The 16,101-nt window shown below is 63.6% G+C and carries 15 protein-coding genes; 11 read left to right on the forward strand and 4 right to left on the reverse strand.

Annotated features, from left to right (window positions below; all coding sequences use genetic code 11):
- The first annotated feature begins 49 nt into the window (after window positions 1-49).
- The 11 genes from rsfS to F474_RS12120 all read left to right on the forward strand — a co-directional run bounded on the left by rsfS (window position 50) and on the right by F474_RS12120 (window position 10,140).
- The gene (gene rsfS / locus F474_RS12070) at window positions 50-430 is read left to right on the forward strand and encodes a ribosome silencing factor (protein WP_097084635.1); all 381 of its coding nucleotides are present in this window, start codon (window positions 50-52) and stop codon (window positions 428-430) included.
- A gap of 9 nt (window positions 431-439) precedes the next feature.
- Window positions 440-907 carry a 23S rRNA (pseudouridine(1915)-N(3))-methyltransferase RlmH gene (rlmH, locus tag F474_RS12075; protein WP_097084636.1) on the forward strand — a complete coding sequence of 156 codons (468 nt, stop codon included), beginning with the start codon at window positions 440-442 and terminating at the stop codon, window positions 905-907.
- A gap of 18 nt (window positions 908-925) precedes the next feature.
- Complete coding sequence (mrdA, locus tag F474_RS12080; protein WP_097084637.1) at window positions 926-2,821, forward strand: penicillin-binding protein 2; 1,896 nt, start codon at window positions 926-928, stop codon at window positions 2,819-2,821.
- A 31-nt stretch (window positions 2,822-2,852) separates the two neighbouring features.
- A complete protein-coding gene (gene rodA, locus F474_RS12085) occupies window positions 2,853-3,956 on the forward strand; it encodes a rod shape-determining protein RodA (RefSeq protein WP_165830311.1) in 1,104 nt (367 codons plus the stop codon).
- Between the two features lie 17 nt (window positions 3,957-3,973).
- Complete coding sequence (gene mltB, locus F474_RS12090) at window positions 3,974-4,978, forward strand: lytic murein transglycosylase B (RefSeq protein WP_097084639.1); 1,005 nt, start codon at window positions 3,974-3,976, stop codon at window positions 4,976-4,978.
- Window positions 4,979-5,986, forward strand: a complete 1,008-nt coding sequence (locus F474_RS12095; protein WP_097084640.1) for a septal ring lytic transglycosylase RlpA family protein — start codon at window positions 4,979-4,981, stop codon at window positions 5,984-5,986.
- 91 nt (window positions 5,987-6,077) lie between these two features.
- A complete protein-coding gene (locus F474_RS12100; protein WP_097084641.1) occupies window positions 6,078-7,241 on the forward strand; it encodes a D-alanyl-D-alanine carboxypeptidase family protein in 1,164 nt (387 codons plus the stop codon).
- A 77-nt stretch (window positions 7,242-7,318) separates the two neighbouring features.
- On the forward strand, window positions 7,319-7,594 hold the full coding sequence (locus F474_RS12105; RefSeq protein ID WP_097084642.1) for a DUF493 domain-containing protein: 276 nt from the start codon (window positions 7,319-7,321) through the stop codon (window positions 7,592-7,594).
- Window positions 7,594-8,241 (forward strand): lipoyl(octanoyl) transferase LipB, encoded by a 648-nt coding sequence (gene lipB / locus F474_RS12110; RefSeq protein WP_097084643.1) that lies wholly within the window; start codon window positions 7,594-7,596, stop codon window positions 8,239-8,241. Before F474_RS12105 ends, lipB begins: the two co-directional genes overlap by 1 nt.
- Before the next feature lies 1 nt (window position 8,242).
- Window positions 8,243-9,250, forward strand: coding sequence for a lipoyl synthase (lipA, locus tag F474_RS12115; RefSeq protein ID WP_097084644.1), 1,008 nt, complete (start codon window positions 8,243-8,245; stop codon window positions 9,248-9,250).
- Window positions 9,250-10,140 (forward strand): LD-carboxypeptidase, encoded by an 891-nt coding sequence (locus tag F474_RS12120; RefSeq protein WP_097084645.1) that lies wholly within the window; start codon window positions 9,250-9,252, stop codon window positions 10,138-10,140. Before lipA ends, F474_RS12120 begins: the two co-directional genes overlap by 1 nt.
- 46 nt (window positions 10,141-10,186) lie before the next feature.
- Here the strand turns inward: F474_RS12120 and F474_RS12125 are convergent, their stop codons facing one another.
- The 4 genes from F474_RS12125 to leuS all read right to left on the reverse strand — a co-directional run bounded on the left by F474_RS12125 (window position 10,187) and on the right by leuS (window position 15,933).
- The gene (locus F474_RS12125) at window positions 10,187-11,503 is read right to left on the reverse strand and encodes a lytic murein transglycosylase (protein WP_097084646.1); all 1,317 of its coding nucleotides are present in this window, start codon (window positions 11,501-11,503) and stop codon (window positions 10,187-10,189) included.
- A 65-nt stretch (window positions 11,504-11,568) separates the two neighbouring features.
- Window positions 11,569-12,606, reverse strand: a complete 1,038-nt coding sequence (holA, locus tag F474_RS12130) for a DNA polymerase III subunit delta (RefSeq protein WP_097084647.1) — start codon at window positions 12,604-12,606, stop codon at window positions 11,569-11,571.
- A gap of 45 nt (window positions 12,607-12,651) precedes the next feature.
- On the reverse strand, window positions 12,652-13,260 hold the full coding sequence (gene lptE / locus F474_RS12135; protein ID WP_097084648.1) for an LPS assembly lipoprotein LptE: 609 nt from the start codon (window positions 13,258-13,260) through the stop codon (window positions 12,652-12,654).
- A gap of 66 nt (window positions 13,261-13,326) precedes the next feature.
- On the reverse strand, window positions 13,327-15,933 hold the full coding sequence (gene leuS, locus F474_RS12140; RefSeq protein WP_097084649.1) for a leucine--tRNA ligase: 2,607 nt from the start codon (window positions 15,931-15,933) through the stop codon (window positions 13,327-13,329).
- Window positions 15,934-16,101: the final 168 nt, after the last annotated feature.

A 16,101-nucleotide genomic window follows, 5' to 3' on the forward strand; every position in this document is an offset into this window, starting at 1 on the left:
GCGTAGCCCCTTGCGGGCGCGCATATGACCTGAATACATACGAGTTTCTATGAACAGCAAGAACACCCTCAACAGCGAAGCGCTGGTGGAACTGGCCACCGCCGCCCTCGAAGACATCAAGGCACAGGACATCCTGTGCATGGATGTAAAGGAAAAGACCAGCATCACCGACTTCATGCTGATTGCCACCGGTACTTCCAGCCGCCACGTCAACTCGATGATCGAGCACGTGCGTGAGAAGGTGAAGGCCCAAGGCGTGCAGCCGCTCTCCGAAGAGGGCAAGGGCGACAGCGACTGGGTGCTGCTGGACCTAGGCGACGTGGTGGTTCACGTGATGACCTCCGCCGCTCGCCAGTTCTACGACCTGGAGCGCCTGTGGAAGGGCGCCGAGCAGAGCCGCGCCGCTCACGGCCCTGACGAACAAGCCTAAGCGCCTGCTGTGCGAATTCGTCTGATCGCGGTGGGCTCGCGCATGCCCGGCTGGGTGGAGCAGGGCTGGCAGGAGTATGCCAAGCGCCTGCCGCCCGAGCTGCCCCTGGAGCTTGTGGAGATTCCGTTGACCACCCGGGGCAAGAATGCCGACGTGGCGCGGATGATCCGCCAGGAAGGCGAGGCGATGTTGGCCAAGGTGCAACCTGGCGAGCGCGTCGTCACTCTGGAGGTGCATGGCAAGCCCTGGAGCACCGAGCAACTGGCTGTGGAGCTGGATCGCTGGCGGCTGGACGCACGTACCGTGAACCTCATGGTGGGCGGCCCCGAGGGGCTGGCGCCCGAGGTATGCGCGCGGGCCGAGCAGCGGTGGTCGCTGTCGCCACTGACCTTGCCACACCCGCTGGTGCGTATCCTGATCGGCGAGCAGATCTACCGTGCCTGGACCGTGCTGTCCGGGCACCCGTACCACAAATAACGCCATGCGCAGCGTGCCATGACCCAGCCCATTCGCCTCAAGGACCACGAAAAGGACGCGCGCCTGGTACGCACACGCGTGTTGGTCGGTGCCGTGGTGGTGGTGTGCCTGTTATGCGTGCTGATCGGGCGGCTGTATTACCTGCAGGTGATCCAGTACGAGTACCACTCCACGCTTTCTGAAAACAACCGCGTCCATGTGCAGCCCATCCCGCCACCTCGTGGGATGATCTACGACCGTAATGGCGTGGTAATCGCAGACAACCGGCCCAGCTTCAACCTGAGTATCACTCGGGAACGCGCGGGGAAATGGCAGGAAACACTCGATACCGTCGTGGAAGTGCTCGGCCTGAGTGCCGATGATCGCGCGTTGCTGGAGAAGCGCCTGCGCCAGGGGCGTCGGCCCTTCGAACCGGTGCCGATCCTGATGGAGCTCAGCGAAGAGCAGATCGCCCGCATCGCCGTGAACCAGTTTCGCCTGCCCGGTGTGGACGTCGTCGCTCAATTGACCCGCCATTACCCGCAGGGCGAGCATTTCGCGCATTCGGTAGGGTACATGGGCCGGATCAACGAAAAAGAGCTCAAGAGCCTGGACCCGGTGGCCTACAGTGGCACCCACCAGATCGGCAAGACGGGCATCGAGCGCTTCTACGAAGATGAGCTTCATGGGCAGGTTGGCTATGAAGAGGTAGAGACCAATGCCCGAGGCCGGGTGATGCGCGTGCTCAAGCGAACCGACCCCGAGCCCGGCAAGGACCTCGTGCTGACGCTGGACGTGAAGCTACAGGAAGCTGCTGAAAAGGCCCTGGGTGGGCGCCGTGGCGCGATCGTGGCACTCGACCCGCGTAACGGCGAGGTGCTGGCCATGGTGAGCCAGCCCAGCTTCGATCCGAACCCTTTCGTTACCGGCATCAGCTTCAAGGCCTACGCCGAACTGCGCGACTCGATCGACAGGCCACTGTTCAACCGCGTACTGCGGGGCCTTTATCCGCCAGGCTCGACCATCAAGCCGGCCGTGGCCATCGCAGGCCTTGACGGCGGTGTGGTTACGCCGAGCTCGCGGGTGTTCGACCCCGGCTATTACCAACTGGCCAATGTCGACCACAAATACCGCAACTGGAACCGCTCAGGCGACGGTTGGGTTGACCTGGACACCGCCATCATGCGTTCCAACGACACTTATTTCTATGACCTGGCTCACAAGCTGGGTATTGATCGGCTGTCTGATTATCTGGGCCGTTTCGGCATCGGCCGCAAGGTGTCCCTGGACATGTTCGAGGAGGCGCCCGGGCTGATGCCTGACCGCCAGTGGAAGCGCTTGACCCGCCGCCAGGCCTGGTTCCCTGGGGAAACCGTGATCCTCGGCATTGGCCAGGGATACATGCAGGTCACGCCGTTGCAGTTGGCCCAGGCCACTGCATTGATCGCTAACAAGGGCCGCTGGAACCGCCCCCGCCTGGCCAAGGCCATCGGCGGCCAGCCACCCGTAGATCAAGACCCGATCCCGAACATCGTGCTGCGTGACCCCGGTGACTGGGCGCGGGTTACCCACGGCATGGAGCAAGTCACCCAGAATCTGCGCGGCACCGCGCGCAAGGCGTTTCTCGGCTCGCCCTACCGGGTGGCCGGCAAGAGCGGGACGGCGCAGGTGGTCGCGATCCGCCAGGGCGAGAAATACGACCGCAGCAAGGTCAAGGAGCGCCACCGCGACCATGCCTTGTTCGTAGGTTTCGCGCCTGCCGACAACCCGCGCATCGCCGTTTCGGTGATGCTGGAAAACGGCGAGGCCGGCTCCGGCGTTGCGGCGCCGGTGCTGCGCGAAGTGATGGACGCCTGGCTGCTGGGCCCCGATGGGCAGCTCAAACCCGAAATCGCCAGCACCACCGACAGCGGGAGCAAGGCACGTGAAGAATAACTTCGACCGCATTCTGTCGAGCGAAGACGTGATGCGCCGGCGCGCATCGTTCCTGCAGCGCATTCATGTCGACGGCCCCCTGTTGATCCTCCTGCTGATCCTGGCCTCCGGCAGCCTGTTCGTGCTGTATTCGGCCAGTGGCAAAAGCTGGGATTTGTTGATCAAGCAGGCGTCTTCGTTCGGGATCGGCCTGGTATCGATGTTCGTCATCGCGCAGGTCGAGCCACGTTTCATGGCTCGGTGGGTGCCCCTCGCCTACGTGATCGGGGTGGTGCTGCTGGTGGCAGTGGACGTGATGGGCCATAACGCCATGGGCGCCACGCGCTGGATCAACATTCCCGGGGTGATCCGCTTCCAACCGTCGGAATTCATGAAGATCATCATGCCGGCAACCATCGCCTGGTACCTGTCCAAGCGCAACCTGCCGCCGCACCTCAAGCATGTGGTGGCGAGCCTGGGCCTGATCGGTGTGCCGTTCGTGCTGATCGTGCGCCAACCCGACCTGGGTACTTCGCTGTTGATTCTGGCTTCAGGTGCTTTCGTTTTGTTCATGGCAGGCCTGCGCTGGCGCTGGATACTGAGCGTGGTCGCGGCGGCAGTGCCAGCAGCGGTGGTGATGTGGTTCTTCTTCATGCATGACTATCAGAAGCAACGCATCCTGACCTTCCTCGATCCGGAAAGCGACCCGCTGGGCACTGGCTGGAACATCATTCAGTCCAAGGCCGCGATCGGTTCGGGCGGGGTGTTCGGCAAAGGCTGGCTGATGGGTACGCAATCGCACCTGGACTTTCTGCCCGAAAGCCACACCGACTTCATCATCGCGGTGCTTGGCGAGGAGTTTGGCCTGGTGGGTATCTGCGCACTGCTGTTGATCTACCTGGCGCTGATCGGCCGCGGGCTGGTGATCACCGCTCAGGCGCAGACGCTCTACGGCAAGCTGTTGGCAGGCAGCCTGACGATGACCTTCTTCGTTTATGTGTTCGTCAATATCGGCATGGTCAGTGGCTTGTTGCCAGTTGTAGGGGTGCCGCTGCCCTTCATTAGCTACGGCGGAACTTCGCTGGTGACGCTACTGTCAGCGTTTGGGGTTTTGATGTCGATCCATACCCACCGCAAATGGATCGCACAGGTTTGAGTAAGGTGACGTCAACAATGCAGTCAATGCGGGCATGGGCCACGCGACACATCCCTTGGGTCGGCCTGGCGGGCCTGCTCAGTGGCCCGGCCCAGGCGGGGGACTACGACGGCTCTGCGCAGGTGACCGAGTTCGTCGGTGAAATGACCCGCGACTACGGCTTTGCCAGCGAGCAGTTGATGGGGGTGTTCCGCGAGGCCAAGCGCAAGCAGGCAATTCTCGACGCCATCTCCCGGCCTGCCGAACGGGTCAAACCGTGGAAGGACTACCGGCCCATGTTCATCACCGACGCGCGCATTGCCCGTGGTGTGGACTTCTGGCGCCAGCACGAGGCCGCCCTGGCGCGTGCCGAGCAGCAATACGGGGTGCCGGCTTCAGTGATCGTCGCCATCATCGGCGTCGAGACGTTCTTCGGCCGTAACACCGGTAATTACCGAGTGATCGATGCCTTGTCGACACTGGGCTTCGATTACCCGCCCCGCGCAGACTTTTTCCGCAAGGAGCTGCGCGAGTTCCTGTTGCTGGCTCGGGAGGAGCAGGTCGACCCGCTCACCCTCAAGGGCTCCTACGCAGGTGCAATGGGCTTGCCGCAGTTCATGCCCAGTAGCTTTCGGGCCTACGCGGTGGATTTCGACAACGACGGCCACATCAATATCTGGAGCGACCCAGACGACGCCATCGGCAGTGTCGCCAGCTACTTCGCCCGCCACGGCTGGGTGGCGGGGCAGGGCGTGGTCAGCCGCGCACAGCTGCAAGGCAGCCGGGCTCAGAGTGGTTTGAGTGCGGGTCTGGACCCTGATCGTACCGTTGGGGAGTTGCGAGCGCTGGGGTGGTCGAGTCATGATGCGCTGCGCGACGATGAGCCGGTCACAGCGTTCATGCTCGACGGCGACCAAGGCCCTGAATACTGGATGGGCCAGAAGAATTTCTATGTGATCACGCGGTATAACCGCAGCGCGATGTACGCGATGGCGGTGCATCAATTGGCGGATCGTCTGATCCAGGTACGGGGCGGTAAATAAATGCGGTTTCTGGTTACGAGCACATCCGTGAAGCTGATGGTCTGCGGCGCGGCGGCCCTGTTGGTTGCCAGCTGTTCAACCGGCAGCCGCACGCCCTCGACCGGCTACAAGGTTGCTGCACAGCCCGGGCTCGATATCAACCACGCGCACAAGGACGGCGCCCCTTGGTGGGACGTGGACGTCAACAAGATCCCCGATGCGGTGCCTACCTTGCACACCGGGCCCTACAAGGCCAACCCCTACACCGTGCTGGGCAAGACCTACTTCCCCATGGCCGACTCCAAAAGTTACGTGGCTACCGGCACTGCGTCCTGGTACGGCACCAAGTTCCATGGCCAGAACACCGCCAATGGCGAGGTGTACGACCTCTACGGCATGAGTGCAGCGCACAAGACGTTGCCGCTGCCCAGCTACGTTCGGGTAACCAACCTCGATAACAACCGTAGCGTGATCCTGCGGGTCAACGATCGCGGCCCGTTCTATTCCGACCGGATCATCGACCTCTCCTATGCAGCCGCCAAGAAGCTCGGCTACGCCGAGATCGGCACTGCGCGGGTGCGCGTCGAGGGTATCGACCCAGCCCAGTGGTGGGCGGCCCGTGGCCGTCCTGCGCCGTTGATGCTCAAGGAACCGGTCGTCAGTACGCCGCCTCTCCAACCGGCGCTCACCGCCAGCGCCGGGACCATCGAGCAATACACGCCTCCGCCTGAGCAGCATGCGCCGGCCGTGCAGCCCGTGGCGATCGACCCAAAAAAAAACGCTTCTGCGCAAGCAACTGGCCTGTTTCTCCAGGTGGGAGCCTTCGCCAACCCGGACGCTGCCGAACTGCTCCGGTCGAAGCTGGGCTCGATGGTGAGCGCCCCGGCTTTTACCAGCCCGATCGTGCGTAACCAGCAAACCCTGTACCGTGTGCGGCTGGGGCCGATCGCCTCGCAGAACGATGCACAGCAAATGCAGAACACGATTCGCATGGCCAACCTCGGCACGCCGAGCGTGGTCACCGAATGAACGGCGGCCACGGACGGCAGCCGGCAGCAAGTGGCTCGAAGCTCGAGCCCGAACCAAGAAGATTCGCCTTAACAACCATTTCGAGAGACGGATGAACATCACCACCTTTGCCAAACGCTTGTGCCTGCTCGTTCCACTGTTGACCACGCCCGCCTGGGCTGCCGATGTCACGCAAATGGTTCCCGCCCCGCCTCAACTGGCGGCCAAGGCCTACGTGCTGATGGAAGCCAACAGCGGCCAGGTACTGGTCGAAAGCAACGGCGACGAGCGCCTGCCGCCGGCGAGCCTGACCAAATTGATGTCGGCCTACATCGCCACCCTGGAAATCCACCGGGGCCAGATCAAGGACACCGACATGGTGACCGTCAGCGAGAACGCCTGGCGCACCGGCGGTTCGCGGATGTTCATCAAGGTCGGCTCCCAGGTATCGGTCAGCGACCTGCTGCACGGGATCATCATCCAGTCGGGTAACGATGCCACCGTCGCGCTCTCCGAGCACATCGCCGGCTCCGAGGATGCCTTTGCCGACATGATGAATGCCCAGGCGCAGAAGCTGGGCATGGTCAACAGCCACTTCATGAACCCCACCGGCCTGCCGAACCCGGACCACTACTCCACGGCCCATGACATCGGCATCCTGGCCCGCGCGATCATCCATGAAGACCCGGCGCACTACGCGATCTATTCCCAGAAGGAATTCTTCTGGAACAACATCAAGCAGCCCAACCGCAACCTGTTGCTGTGGCGCGACAAGACGGTCGATGGCCTGAAAACCGGCCACACCGAAGAAGCCGGCTACTGCCTGGCCGCCTCGGCCGTGCGTGACGGCATGCGCCTGATCGCAGTGGTGTTCGGCACTACCAGCGACCAAGCCCGCGCCGCCGAAACGCAGAAGCTGCTGACCTACGGCTTCCGCTTCTATGAAACCCAGACCTTCTACAAAGCCGGCACCGAACTGGCCAAGGCCACCGTATGGAAGGGCACTGCCGGCGAAGTGAAGGCAGGCCTTGCCGAGGATCTGGCCATGACGCTGCCGCGCGGCCAGCTGAAGAACCTGCAGGCCAGCATGACCCTCAACCCGCAACTGACCGCTCCCATCGCTCAGGGCCAGGTCATCGGCAAGGTCGAGGTGAAGAACGGCGACAAAGTGGTTGAGACAAAGGATCTCGTTGCGCTGGACGCCGTTGACGAGGGTGGTATCTTCCGCCGCATCTGGGATAGCATTCGCCTATTCTTCTACGGCTTGTTCAACTGACCAGCCCTGTCGGCCCGCCCCCGCCAGTTTGGTGGGGGCGGGCTTGTTTTTAACGGCTTGATGAGGCCGTCACTGCCATGACTGATACCGCTGCAAAGCCGCCTGTCATCGAATTTCCTTGCAAGGACTACCCGATCAAGGTGATTGGTGACACCACGGTTGGCTTCAAGGACCTGGTGATCGAGATCCTGTCCAAGTACGCCGCCGTCGACATTGCTACGCTGGCCGAGCGCCAGAGCAGCAATGGCAAATACACCACTGTGCAATTGCACATCTTGGCGACCGGCCAGGACCAGCTGCGCGACATCAACAGCGCGTTGCGGGCGACCGGCGTCGTGCACATGGTGCTCTGATGCCTGGGGTGCTGGGTGTGCGTGAACTGGGCTTGGCGCCGTATGAGCCAGTCTGGCGCGCCATGCAGCATTTTACCGACCACCGGCCGGCGGCTGCTGGCGACGAACTCTGGCTGGTGCAGCATCCGCCGGTGTTCACCCAGGGCCAGGCCGGCAAGCCCGAGCACCTGCTGCTGCCGGGCGACATTCCGGTGGTGAAGGTCGACCGCGGCGGCCAAGTGACCTACCATGGGCCTGGCCAACTGGTCGCTTACCTGCTGCTCGATGTACGGGCTCGTGGCTTCGGTGTACGCGACTTGGTCAACCGCATCGAGCACAGCTTGATCGACACCCTCGCCAGCTTCGGCATCGCGAGCCAAGCCAAGGCAGATGCGCCGGGCGTCTATGTTGGTGGCGCCAAGATCGCTTCCTTGGGGCTGCGCATTCGCAATGGCCGATCGTTCCATGGGCTGGCGCTGAACGTCGACATGGACCTGGCTCCCTTCCGGCGCATCAACCCTTGTGGTTACGCCGGGCTACCCATGACCCAAGTGCGCGAGCACACGGGCCCGATTGATATGGCCGAGGTCAGTGCCCGGCTGCGCGCGCAGCTCGTCAAACACCTCGACTATGCTGAGCAGACGACCCTGACGGGCGGAATCGACTGATATGACTACTGCGCAAGATACCGTGGCAACCCTGGACCCCAAAACCGACAAGCCGCGCCCGGCCAAGGTCGAGGCGGGGGTGAAGCTGCGCGGCGCCGAAAAGGTTGCGCGCATCCCGGTGAAGATCATCCCCACCGAGGAGCTGCCGAAAAAGCCTGACTGGATTCGCGTGCGTATTCCGGTTTCGCCTGAGGTCGATCGCATCAAGCAGCTGTTGCGCAAGCACAAGCTGCACAGCGTGTGTGAAGAAGCCTCCTGCCCCAACCTGGGCGAATGCTTCTCGGGCGGTACCGCGACCTTCATGATCATGGGTGATATCTGCACCCGCCGCTGCCCATTCTGCGACGTGGGCCACGGCCGGCCGAAGCCGCTGGATGTGGACGAGCCGATGAACCTGGCCATCGCCATCGCGGACCTGCGCCTGAAGTACGTGGTGATCACCTCGGTAGACCGTGATGACCTGCGCGATGGCGGCGCCCAGCACTTTGCCGACTGTATCCGCGAGATTCGCAAGCTCTCGCCTGGCGTGCAGCTCGAAACCCTGGTGCCTGACTACCGCGGGCGCATGGACGTCGCGCTGGAAATCACCGCGGCCGAGCCGCCGGATGTGTTCAACCATAACCTGGAGACCGTGCCGCGGCTTTACCGCGCCGCGCGCCCAGGCTCCGATTACGACTGGTCGCTGGACCTGCTGCAGAAGTTCAAGCAGATGGTCCCGCACGTGCCGACCAAATCTGGCCTGATGCTGGGGCTCGGGGAAACCGACGAAGAAGTGATCGAAGTCATGCATCGCATGCGCGAGCACGATATCGACATGCTGACGCTGGGCCAGTACTTGCAGCCTTCGCGCAATCACCTGCCAGTCCAACGCTTCGTACACCCGGACACCTTCGCCTGGTTCGCAGAAGAGGGCTACCGGATGGGCTTCAAGAACGTGGCGTCCGGCCCTCTGGTGCGCTCGTCCTACCACGCCGATCAACAGGCCCACGAAGCCAAGATCAAGCTCTGATGCCGACCTGGCCCAAGCCGATGCCTGCAGGGGGCCAGTTCGCCTTGGTCGCCCCAGCGGGCCCTGGCAGCCTGGAAGCTAGCCAAGCCCATGCCTGGGCCGATCACCTGGGCTATCGGCTGCGCATCTACCCAGGCGTGTTCGAGAAAGCCGGCTATCTGGCCGGCAGCGATGAGCGCCGGTTGGCCGACCTGCACGCAGCGTTCGCCGACCCCGAGGTCGACGCCATCCTCTGCCTGCGTGGCGGCTATGGCACGCCCCGGCTGCTCGACCGGCTCGATATCGAGCTGATACGCGCCAACCCCAAGCCTTTCGTTGGCTACAGCGACATCACCGCATTGCACCTGGCGTTCAACCAGCTCGCGGGGTTGGTGACCTTCCACGGCCCGCTGTTTCGTTCCGAGTTGCTACCTGGCTTGCAACCGGGCGAGGGCGCCTTGCTGGCGATGCTCCAAGGCCAGCCAATGGGCGAGATAGCACACCCCTCAGGCTGGCCCTTGAAGACCGTAGCCCCAGGGCGTGCCAGCGGCCACTTGGCAGGCGGAAACCTCTCACTGCTGTGCGCAACCCTTGGCACGCCTTGGGCGCTCCAGAGCGAAGGCGCAGTGCTGTTCATCGAAGATGTAAACGAGCCGCTCTACCGGGTGGATCGCCTGCTTACGCAGCTGCGCCTGGCAGGTAAGCTCCATGGCTTGGCCGGGGTGTTGGTCGGGGATTTCGCAGGGATTTCGACGCAGCAGCTGCAGCCGTTGTTGGCTGAATTTTTTACGCCCCTGGGGGTGCCTGTGCTGGCCGGCTGGCGCTCGGGCCACTGCCAGCCCAACCTCACGCTGCCCATGGGCGCACAAGTGGTGCTGGACGCCAGCGAGCGGCGCCTGCTGATTGCCTGATACCGGCTAATTGGGGGGCTCCGCAGGGCGGCGTGCCCCCCATCGCTCACCGTTTGCGCAAACTGTCCAGCAACGCATGGTTGGCGTAGCCGTCGGCTGGCCACCCCCGCTGTTGCTGAGCACTGCGAATCGCCTTGCGGGTGTTGGCACCGATGATGCCGTCCGGGTTGCCAGCATCGAAGCCGCTGGCGGTCAGCAGTGTTTGCAGCTCGATGCGCTCACTGCGTGTCAATGGCAGGTCATCTTTGGGCCAAGTGCCCAGAATGTAGCCACCGGTGCCGGCCAGGCGCTGGCTGAGCAGGCTTACAGCCAGCGCGTACGATGACGAGTTGTTGTATTTGAGCACTACCCGGAAGTTGTCGAGGATGAGGAACGCCGGGCCCCGATAGCCTGCGGGCAGCAACAGCGCGGCCTGAAGGTTGCCGCTGCCAGGCGGCAATGTGGAGCCTGCCGGCAGTTGCACGCCTTCGGCGAGCCACTGGCTGACCGGCTTGCGCAGGCTGGCATCGGCTTGGGCGTAGTCGAACCCATTGGGCAGCTGCACCTCGAAACCCCAACTCTGGCCCTTTTGCCAGCCGGAAGCTGCCAGGTAGTTGGCGGTAGAGGCCAGCGCGTCGGCCGCACTGCCCCAGATGTCGCGCTTGCCGTCACCGTCGAAGTCCACGGCATGGGAGTTGTAGGTAGTGGGAATGAACTGGGTCTGGCCCATGGCGCCTGCCCAGGAGCCGCGCATGCGATCAGCGGTGATGTCGCCGTTTTGCAGAATCTGCAAGGCGGCGATCAGCTGGTCCTGGGCGAAGCCTGGCCGGCGGCCTTCATAGGCGAGCGTGGCCAGTGAGCGAATCACCGACTTGTCGCCCTGGATCTGCCCGAAGCTGCTCTCCATCCCCCACACCGCGACCAGCGCCTGGCGATCGACGCCGTAGCGCTGCTCCAACTGCAGCAACACCCCGGCGTACTGATTCATCAGGGTTTGCCCGCGGCGGACACGATTGGCGGAGATTGCGTTGTCCAGGTACTCCCACACCGGCCGTGTGAACTCAGGCTGGGAACGGTCAGCGGTGACCACCGCAGGGTCTGGCTCGACACCGGCAAAGGCCGCATCGAAGACGTCTGGGCGGATACCGGCTTGCAGCGCCTGCTGGCGGAAGCGCGCCTGCCACTCCCCGAAGGTCTCGGCCGGAACGGGCTGGCCGTCTGCGTCCATCGGTGCCAGGGTGGTGATTGGCTTGGGTTGTTCGGGGGCGCTCCCGGGGAGGGGCTCGGCAGAGGAGGGGCGATCGGAGCAGGCGCTAAGCAACACCATGCCGGTGGTAAGAAGGGCGCGGCGCCAGAAGGCGACAGAGGTACGGCTGAAGAACATGCAGGCTTCCAGTTGATCGCACAGGCCTGCACCTTATCACGCCGCAGCGCTCGGCCCCAAGCCAGTCACTGGGCGGCCAGCGCCAAGCGTTGGCCGCACATCAACAGCGCCAGCCGCGCCAGGCCTGCCCATACTGAGCCTTCGGCCTGGCCCTTGATTTGTGCATCCAGGTGTTGCGCGTCGAGTAGCAATTGCTGCCAGCGTGCCGCCGATAACCGCTGCAAGGCTTTGCTCACCAAGGGGCGGCGTTTGTCCCAGATCGGTGGGCGCATGCTGCTGAAGGCTTTATCCAGCGGCACGCCCTGGCTGAACTGCTGCGCAAGGCTACCGAGGGTGCGCAGTTCCCGCGCCAGTGCCCAGAGGATCACCGCAGGCTCCACCCCTTCGCCGCGCAGCCCGTCGAGCATGCGCAGCGCGTGGCTGGCATCACCGGCAAGAATGGCGTCGACCAGGCCGAATACATCGAAGCGGGCACTGTCGGCTACCGCGCTTTGGACGGTTTCCAGCGTCACCTGATCGCCTTCGACCAGCAGCTTGAGCTTCTCGATTTCCTGGGCAGCGGCCAGCAGGTTGCCTTCAACACGCTCGGCGATCAGGTCAACCGCCTCGGGCTGGGCAGCTAGGCCAGCCTGGGCCAGGCGCTGGCGAATCCACTGCGGCAGCTGGGTGCTGTCTATTGGCCAGATCTGCACGAACTGAGTGTGCTCGCCGTTGACCAGGGCTGCGCCCCATTTGCTTTTCTGCTGATTGCCATCCAGCTTGGGCAGGCTGATGAGCAGCACCGTGTCGTCAGCGGGGCGAGAGCAGTATTCGATGAGCGCGGCCGCGCCCTTGTCGCCGGGTTTCCCTGAGGGCAGCCGCAGCTCCAGCAGGCGCTTTTCGGCGAAAAGCGAAAGGCTCGCGCTTGCCTCGAGCAGCGCGCCCCAGTCGAAATTGGCTTCGGCGTTGAAGACCTGGCGCTCGTCGTGGCCCTGCTGGCGCGCCGCTGTGCGGATAGCGTCGAGCGCTTCCTGGCACAGCAGAGGCTCGTCGCCGCTGACGATGTACACAGGTGCCAGTTGCCCTTGCAGGTGCCGGCCCAGTTGCGCGGGAGCGAGTTTCATCGAGGCCTCGAAAAAGCGACCCCGCCACAGGGGCGGGGTAGGCGGTCATTGCGCCGGCGGCAGTTCCAGCGGCGATTGTTGCGGTGTGTTGTCTTGCACGCGCTGGGCTTCGGCGGCCGCTGCGGCTTCGGCTTCGGCACGAGCATCGGCCTTGGCCTGCAGCTCATCAAGCTGCTCGGGCTTGAGCTGCGCCAGGCGCAACATCAGCCGTTGTTCCAAGTCGCGGCGCATTTCCTGGCGGGTCTGCCGGGCTTCTTCGTCGGAGCCTGCCAGGTTGCTGCTGTCCTGCAGGTAGATCTTCTGCACGTCCATGTGATCATCGATCAGCACGCGCTGATTGCGGCCGATGATCTGGTAGTTGATCGTCGAGCTGAGCTCGACTTCCGATGCGCGCGCCGAGCCGTTATAGCTGGCGTTGCGGCGGTTTTCTTCCTGGCGGCCGAGCACCAGCTTGTAGGGCGCGCCGCCGACGATGCGCACGCCGCTGTGTTCGAGCAGTGAGCGCATCTCGCGAGTGAACGGGCCGTAAACGTCGCGCGCGGAGAAATCCATCTCCTTGATCGACATGGCGTCGACCTGGGTGCCGCGCAGCTGGAAACCGCAGCCGCCCAGCACCGTGGCAAGGCCAATGACCAGCAGGTTGCGTTTGATCATGCTTGTTGCTCCTTCAAACCTTGTAGGCCAAGCGGTAGGGGCGCCCGGCTGGGCGCCGCCGGCCGATCAGTTGGCGACGATATTGACCAGCTTGCCCGGAACCACGATGACCTTGCGCAAGGTCAGGCCCTCGGTGAAGCGCAGCACGTTTTCGTTGACCCGCGCCGCCGCTTCGATTTCTTCACGGGTCGCGGAGGCGGGCATGTCGATCTGGCCGCGCAGCTTGCCATTGACCTGCACCACCAGCGTCAGGGTGTCTTGTACCAGTGCCGTTTCATCCACCACCGGCCAGGCCGCGTCGATGGCTGCCTCCGCATGGCCGAGCTCTGCCCACAGCTGATGGCTGATGTGTGGGGTGATCGGCGCCAGCAGCAGGGTGACGGCTTCAAGGCCTTCCTGCAGCAACGCGCGGTCGGTGTCACTGGCCTGGCCTGCTTTCTCGAGCACGTTCATCAGCGTCATCACCTGGGCGATGGCGGTGTTGAACTTGTGATGAAGGCCAACATCCTGGCTGGCCTGCTTGATGGCCAGGTGAATGGCGCGGCGCACTGCCTTTTGCTCGTCGTTCAGGCTGGCCAGCTCGAGCTTGCCAGGCAGGCCCTGGCTCACGTGAGCCTGTGCCAGGCGCCAGACGCGACGCAGGAACCGGCTCGCGCCCTCGACCCCTGAGTCGGACCACTCCAGGCTCATGTCGGGTGGCGAGGCGAACATCATGAACAGGCGGCAGGTGTCTGCGCCGTACTGCTCGATCATCGCCTGAGGGTCGACGCCATTGTTCTTGGACTTCGACATCTTCTCGGTGCCACCGATTTCCACCGGCTGGCCATCGCTTCGCAGGGTAGCGGCGATGACCTTGGCCTTGGCATCACGCTCCAGGTCGACATCGGCGGGGTTGAACCAGCTCTTGCCGCCGTTGGCTTCGGTGCGGTAGTAGGTCTCGGCGACCACCATGCCCTGGGTGAGCAGGTTCTTGAACGGCTCGTTGGAGCTCACCAGGCCTTCGTCGCGCATCAGCTTGTGGAAGAAGCGCGCATACAACAGGTGCAGGATGGCGTGTTCGATGCCGCCGATGTACTGATCTACCGGCAACCAGTGGTTGGCAGCTGCAGGGTCGACCATGCCCTTGTCATAGTGGGGTGATGCGTAGCGGGCGAAATACCAGCTGGACTCGACGAAGGTGTCCATGGTGTCGGTTTCGCGCTTGGCCGGGGCACCGCATTTGGGGCAGGTGCACTCGTAGAACTCGGGCATGCGCGCCAGCGGTGAGCCGGCACCATCGGGTACCACGTTTTCAGGCAGCACGACGGGGAGCTGGTCTTCCGGCACAGGCACGTCGCCACAGGCGTCGCAATGCACGATCGGGATCGGGCAGCCCCAGTAGCGCTGGCGGCTGATACCCCAGTCGCGCAGGCGGAACTGGGTACGTGATTTACCCAGCGACTTGTTGGCCAGCGCGGCTTCGATGGCATCGAAGGCACGTTCGAAATCCAGGCCGTCGAACTCGCCGGAATTGATCAGCGCGCCATGCTCGCCGTAGGCCGCCTGCCAAGGTGCTGGGGTGCTATCGCCGGCGCTGGTGCGCACGACCGGTTTGATGGGCAGGTCGTACTTGGTGGCGAACTCGAAGTCGCGCTCGTCATGGGCCGGTACAGCCATCACCGCGCCGTCGCCGTAATGCATCAGCACGTAGTTGGCGATCCACACCGGGAGCTTCTCGCCGGTCAGGGGATGTTCGACGAACAGTGAGGTGGCGCGCCCCTGTTTTTCCTGGGTGGCAACATCGGCCTCGGCAACGCTGCCGGCCTTGCACTCGTCGATGAAACCCTGCAGCGACGGATCGCGCTGGGCGGCCAGGGCTGCGAGCGGATGCTCGGCCGCCACTGCCACGTAGGTGGCGCCCATCAGGGTGTCGGGGCGGGTGGTGAACACCTTGAGAACACCGGCCTGGCCGATGCTGTCGGTGTTATAGGGGAAGCCTACCTCCATGCCGCGCGACTTGCCGATCCAGTTGCGCTGCATGGTTTTGACTTGTTCCGGCCAGCCCGGCAGCTCGTCGAGGCTTTGCAGCAGCTCGTCTGCGTAGTCGGTGATGCGGAAGTAGTACATCGGGATTTCGCGCTTCTCTACCAGCGCGCCGGAGCGCCAGCCGCGGCCATCGATGACCTGCTCGTTGGCCAGCACGGTCTGGTCGACCGGGTCCCAGTTCACGGTACCGTTCTTGCGGTAGATCACGCCCTTTTCGAACAGCCGCGTGAACAGCCACTGTTCCCAGCGGTAGTAGTCAGGCTTGCAGGTGGTGACTTCGCGCGACCAGTCGATGGCCAGGCCCAGGCTCTTGAGCTGGGCCTTCATGTACTCGATGTTTTCGTACGTCCACTTGGCAGGCGCGACCTTGTTCTTCATGGCGGCGTTCTCGGCCGGCATGCCGAAGGCGTCCCAGCCCATCGGTTGCAGCACGTTGCGCCCCTGCATGCGCTGGTAGCGCGCGATCACGTCGCCGATGGTGTAGTTGCGCACGTGCCCCATGTGTAGCTTGCCGCTGGGGTAAGGGAACATCGACAGGCAATAGTAGGTGGGCTTGCCAGGCTGTTCACTGACTTCAAAGGACTTCTGCTCGTCCCAGAAGCTCCGGGCGGCGGCTTCGATCTCGCGGGGCTGGTAGTTTTCGTACATGGCTACTTGGTTGCTTGAGCAAGGGGCTACGACGGCCGGGCAGGTGGCTCGCCCGGCCATGAAACGCCGTAGCATACATGACCCCCGTATGGCAGGGGAAACCCTGATTGCAAGGGCTCGGCCATTGGTCGCGGCGACGAGCCGGAGGCGATGGGGCGGCTAAGCTGA

The sequence above is a fragment of the Pseudomonas sp. URIL14HWK12:I12 genome (assembly GCF_003097135.1).
In the GTDB taxonomy this organism is placed as follows: domain Bacteria; phylum Pseudomonadota; class Gammaproteobacteria; order Pseudomonadales; family Pseudomonadaceae; genus Aquipseudomonas.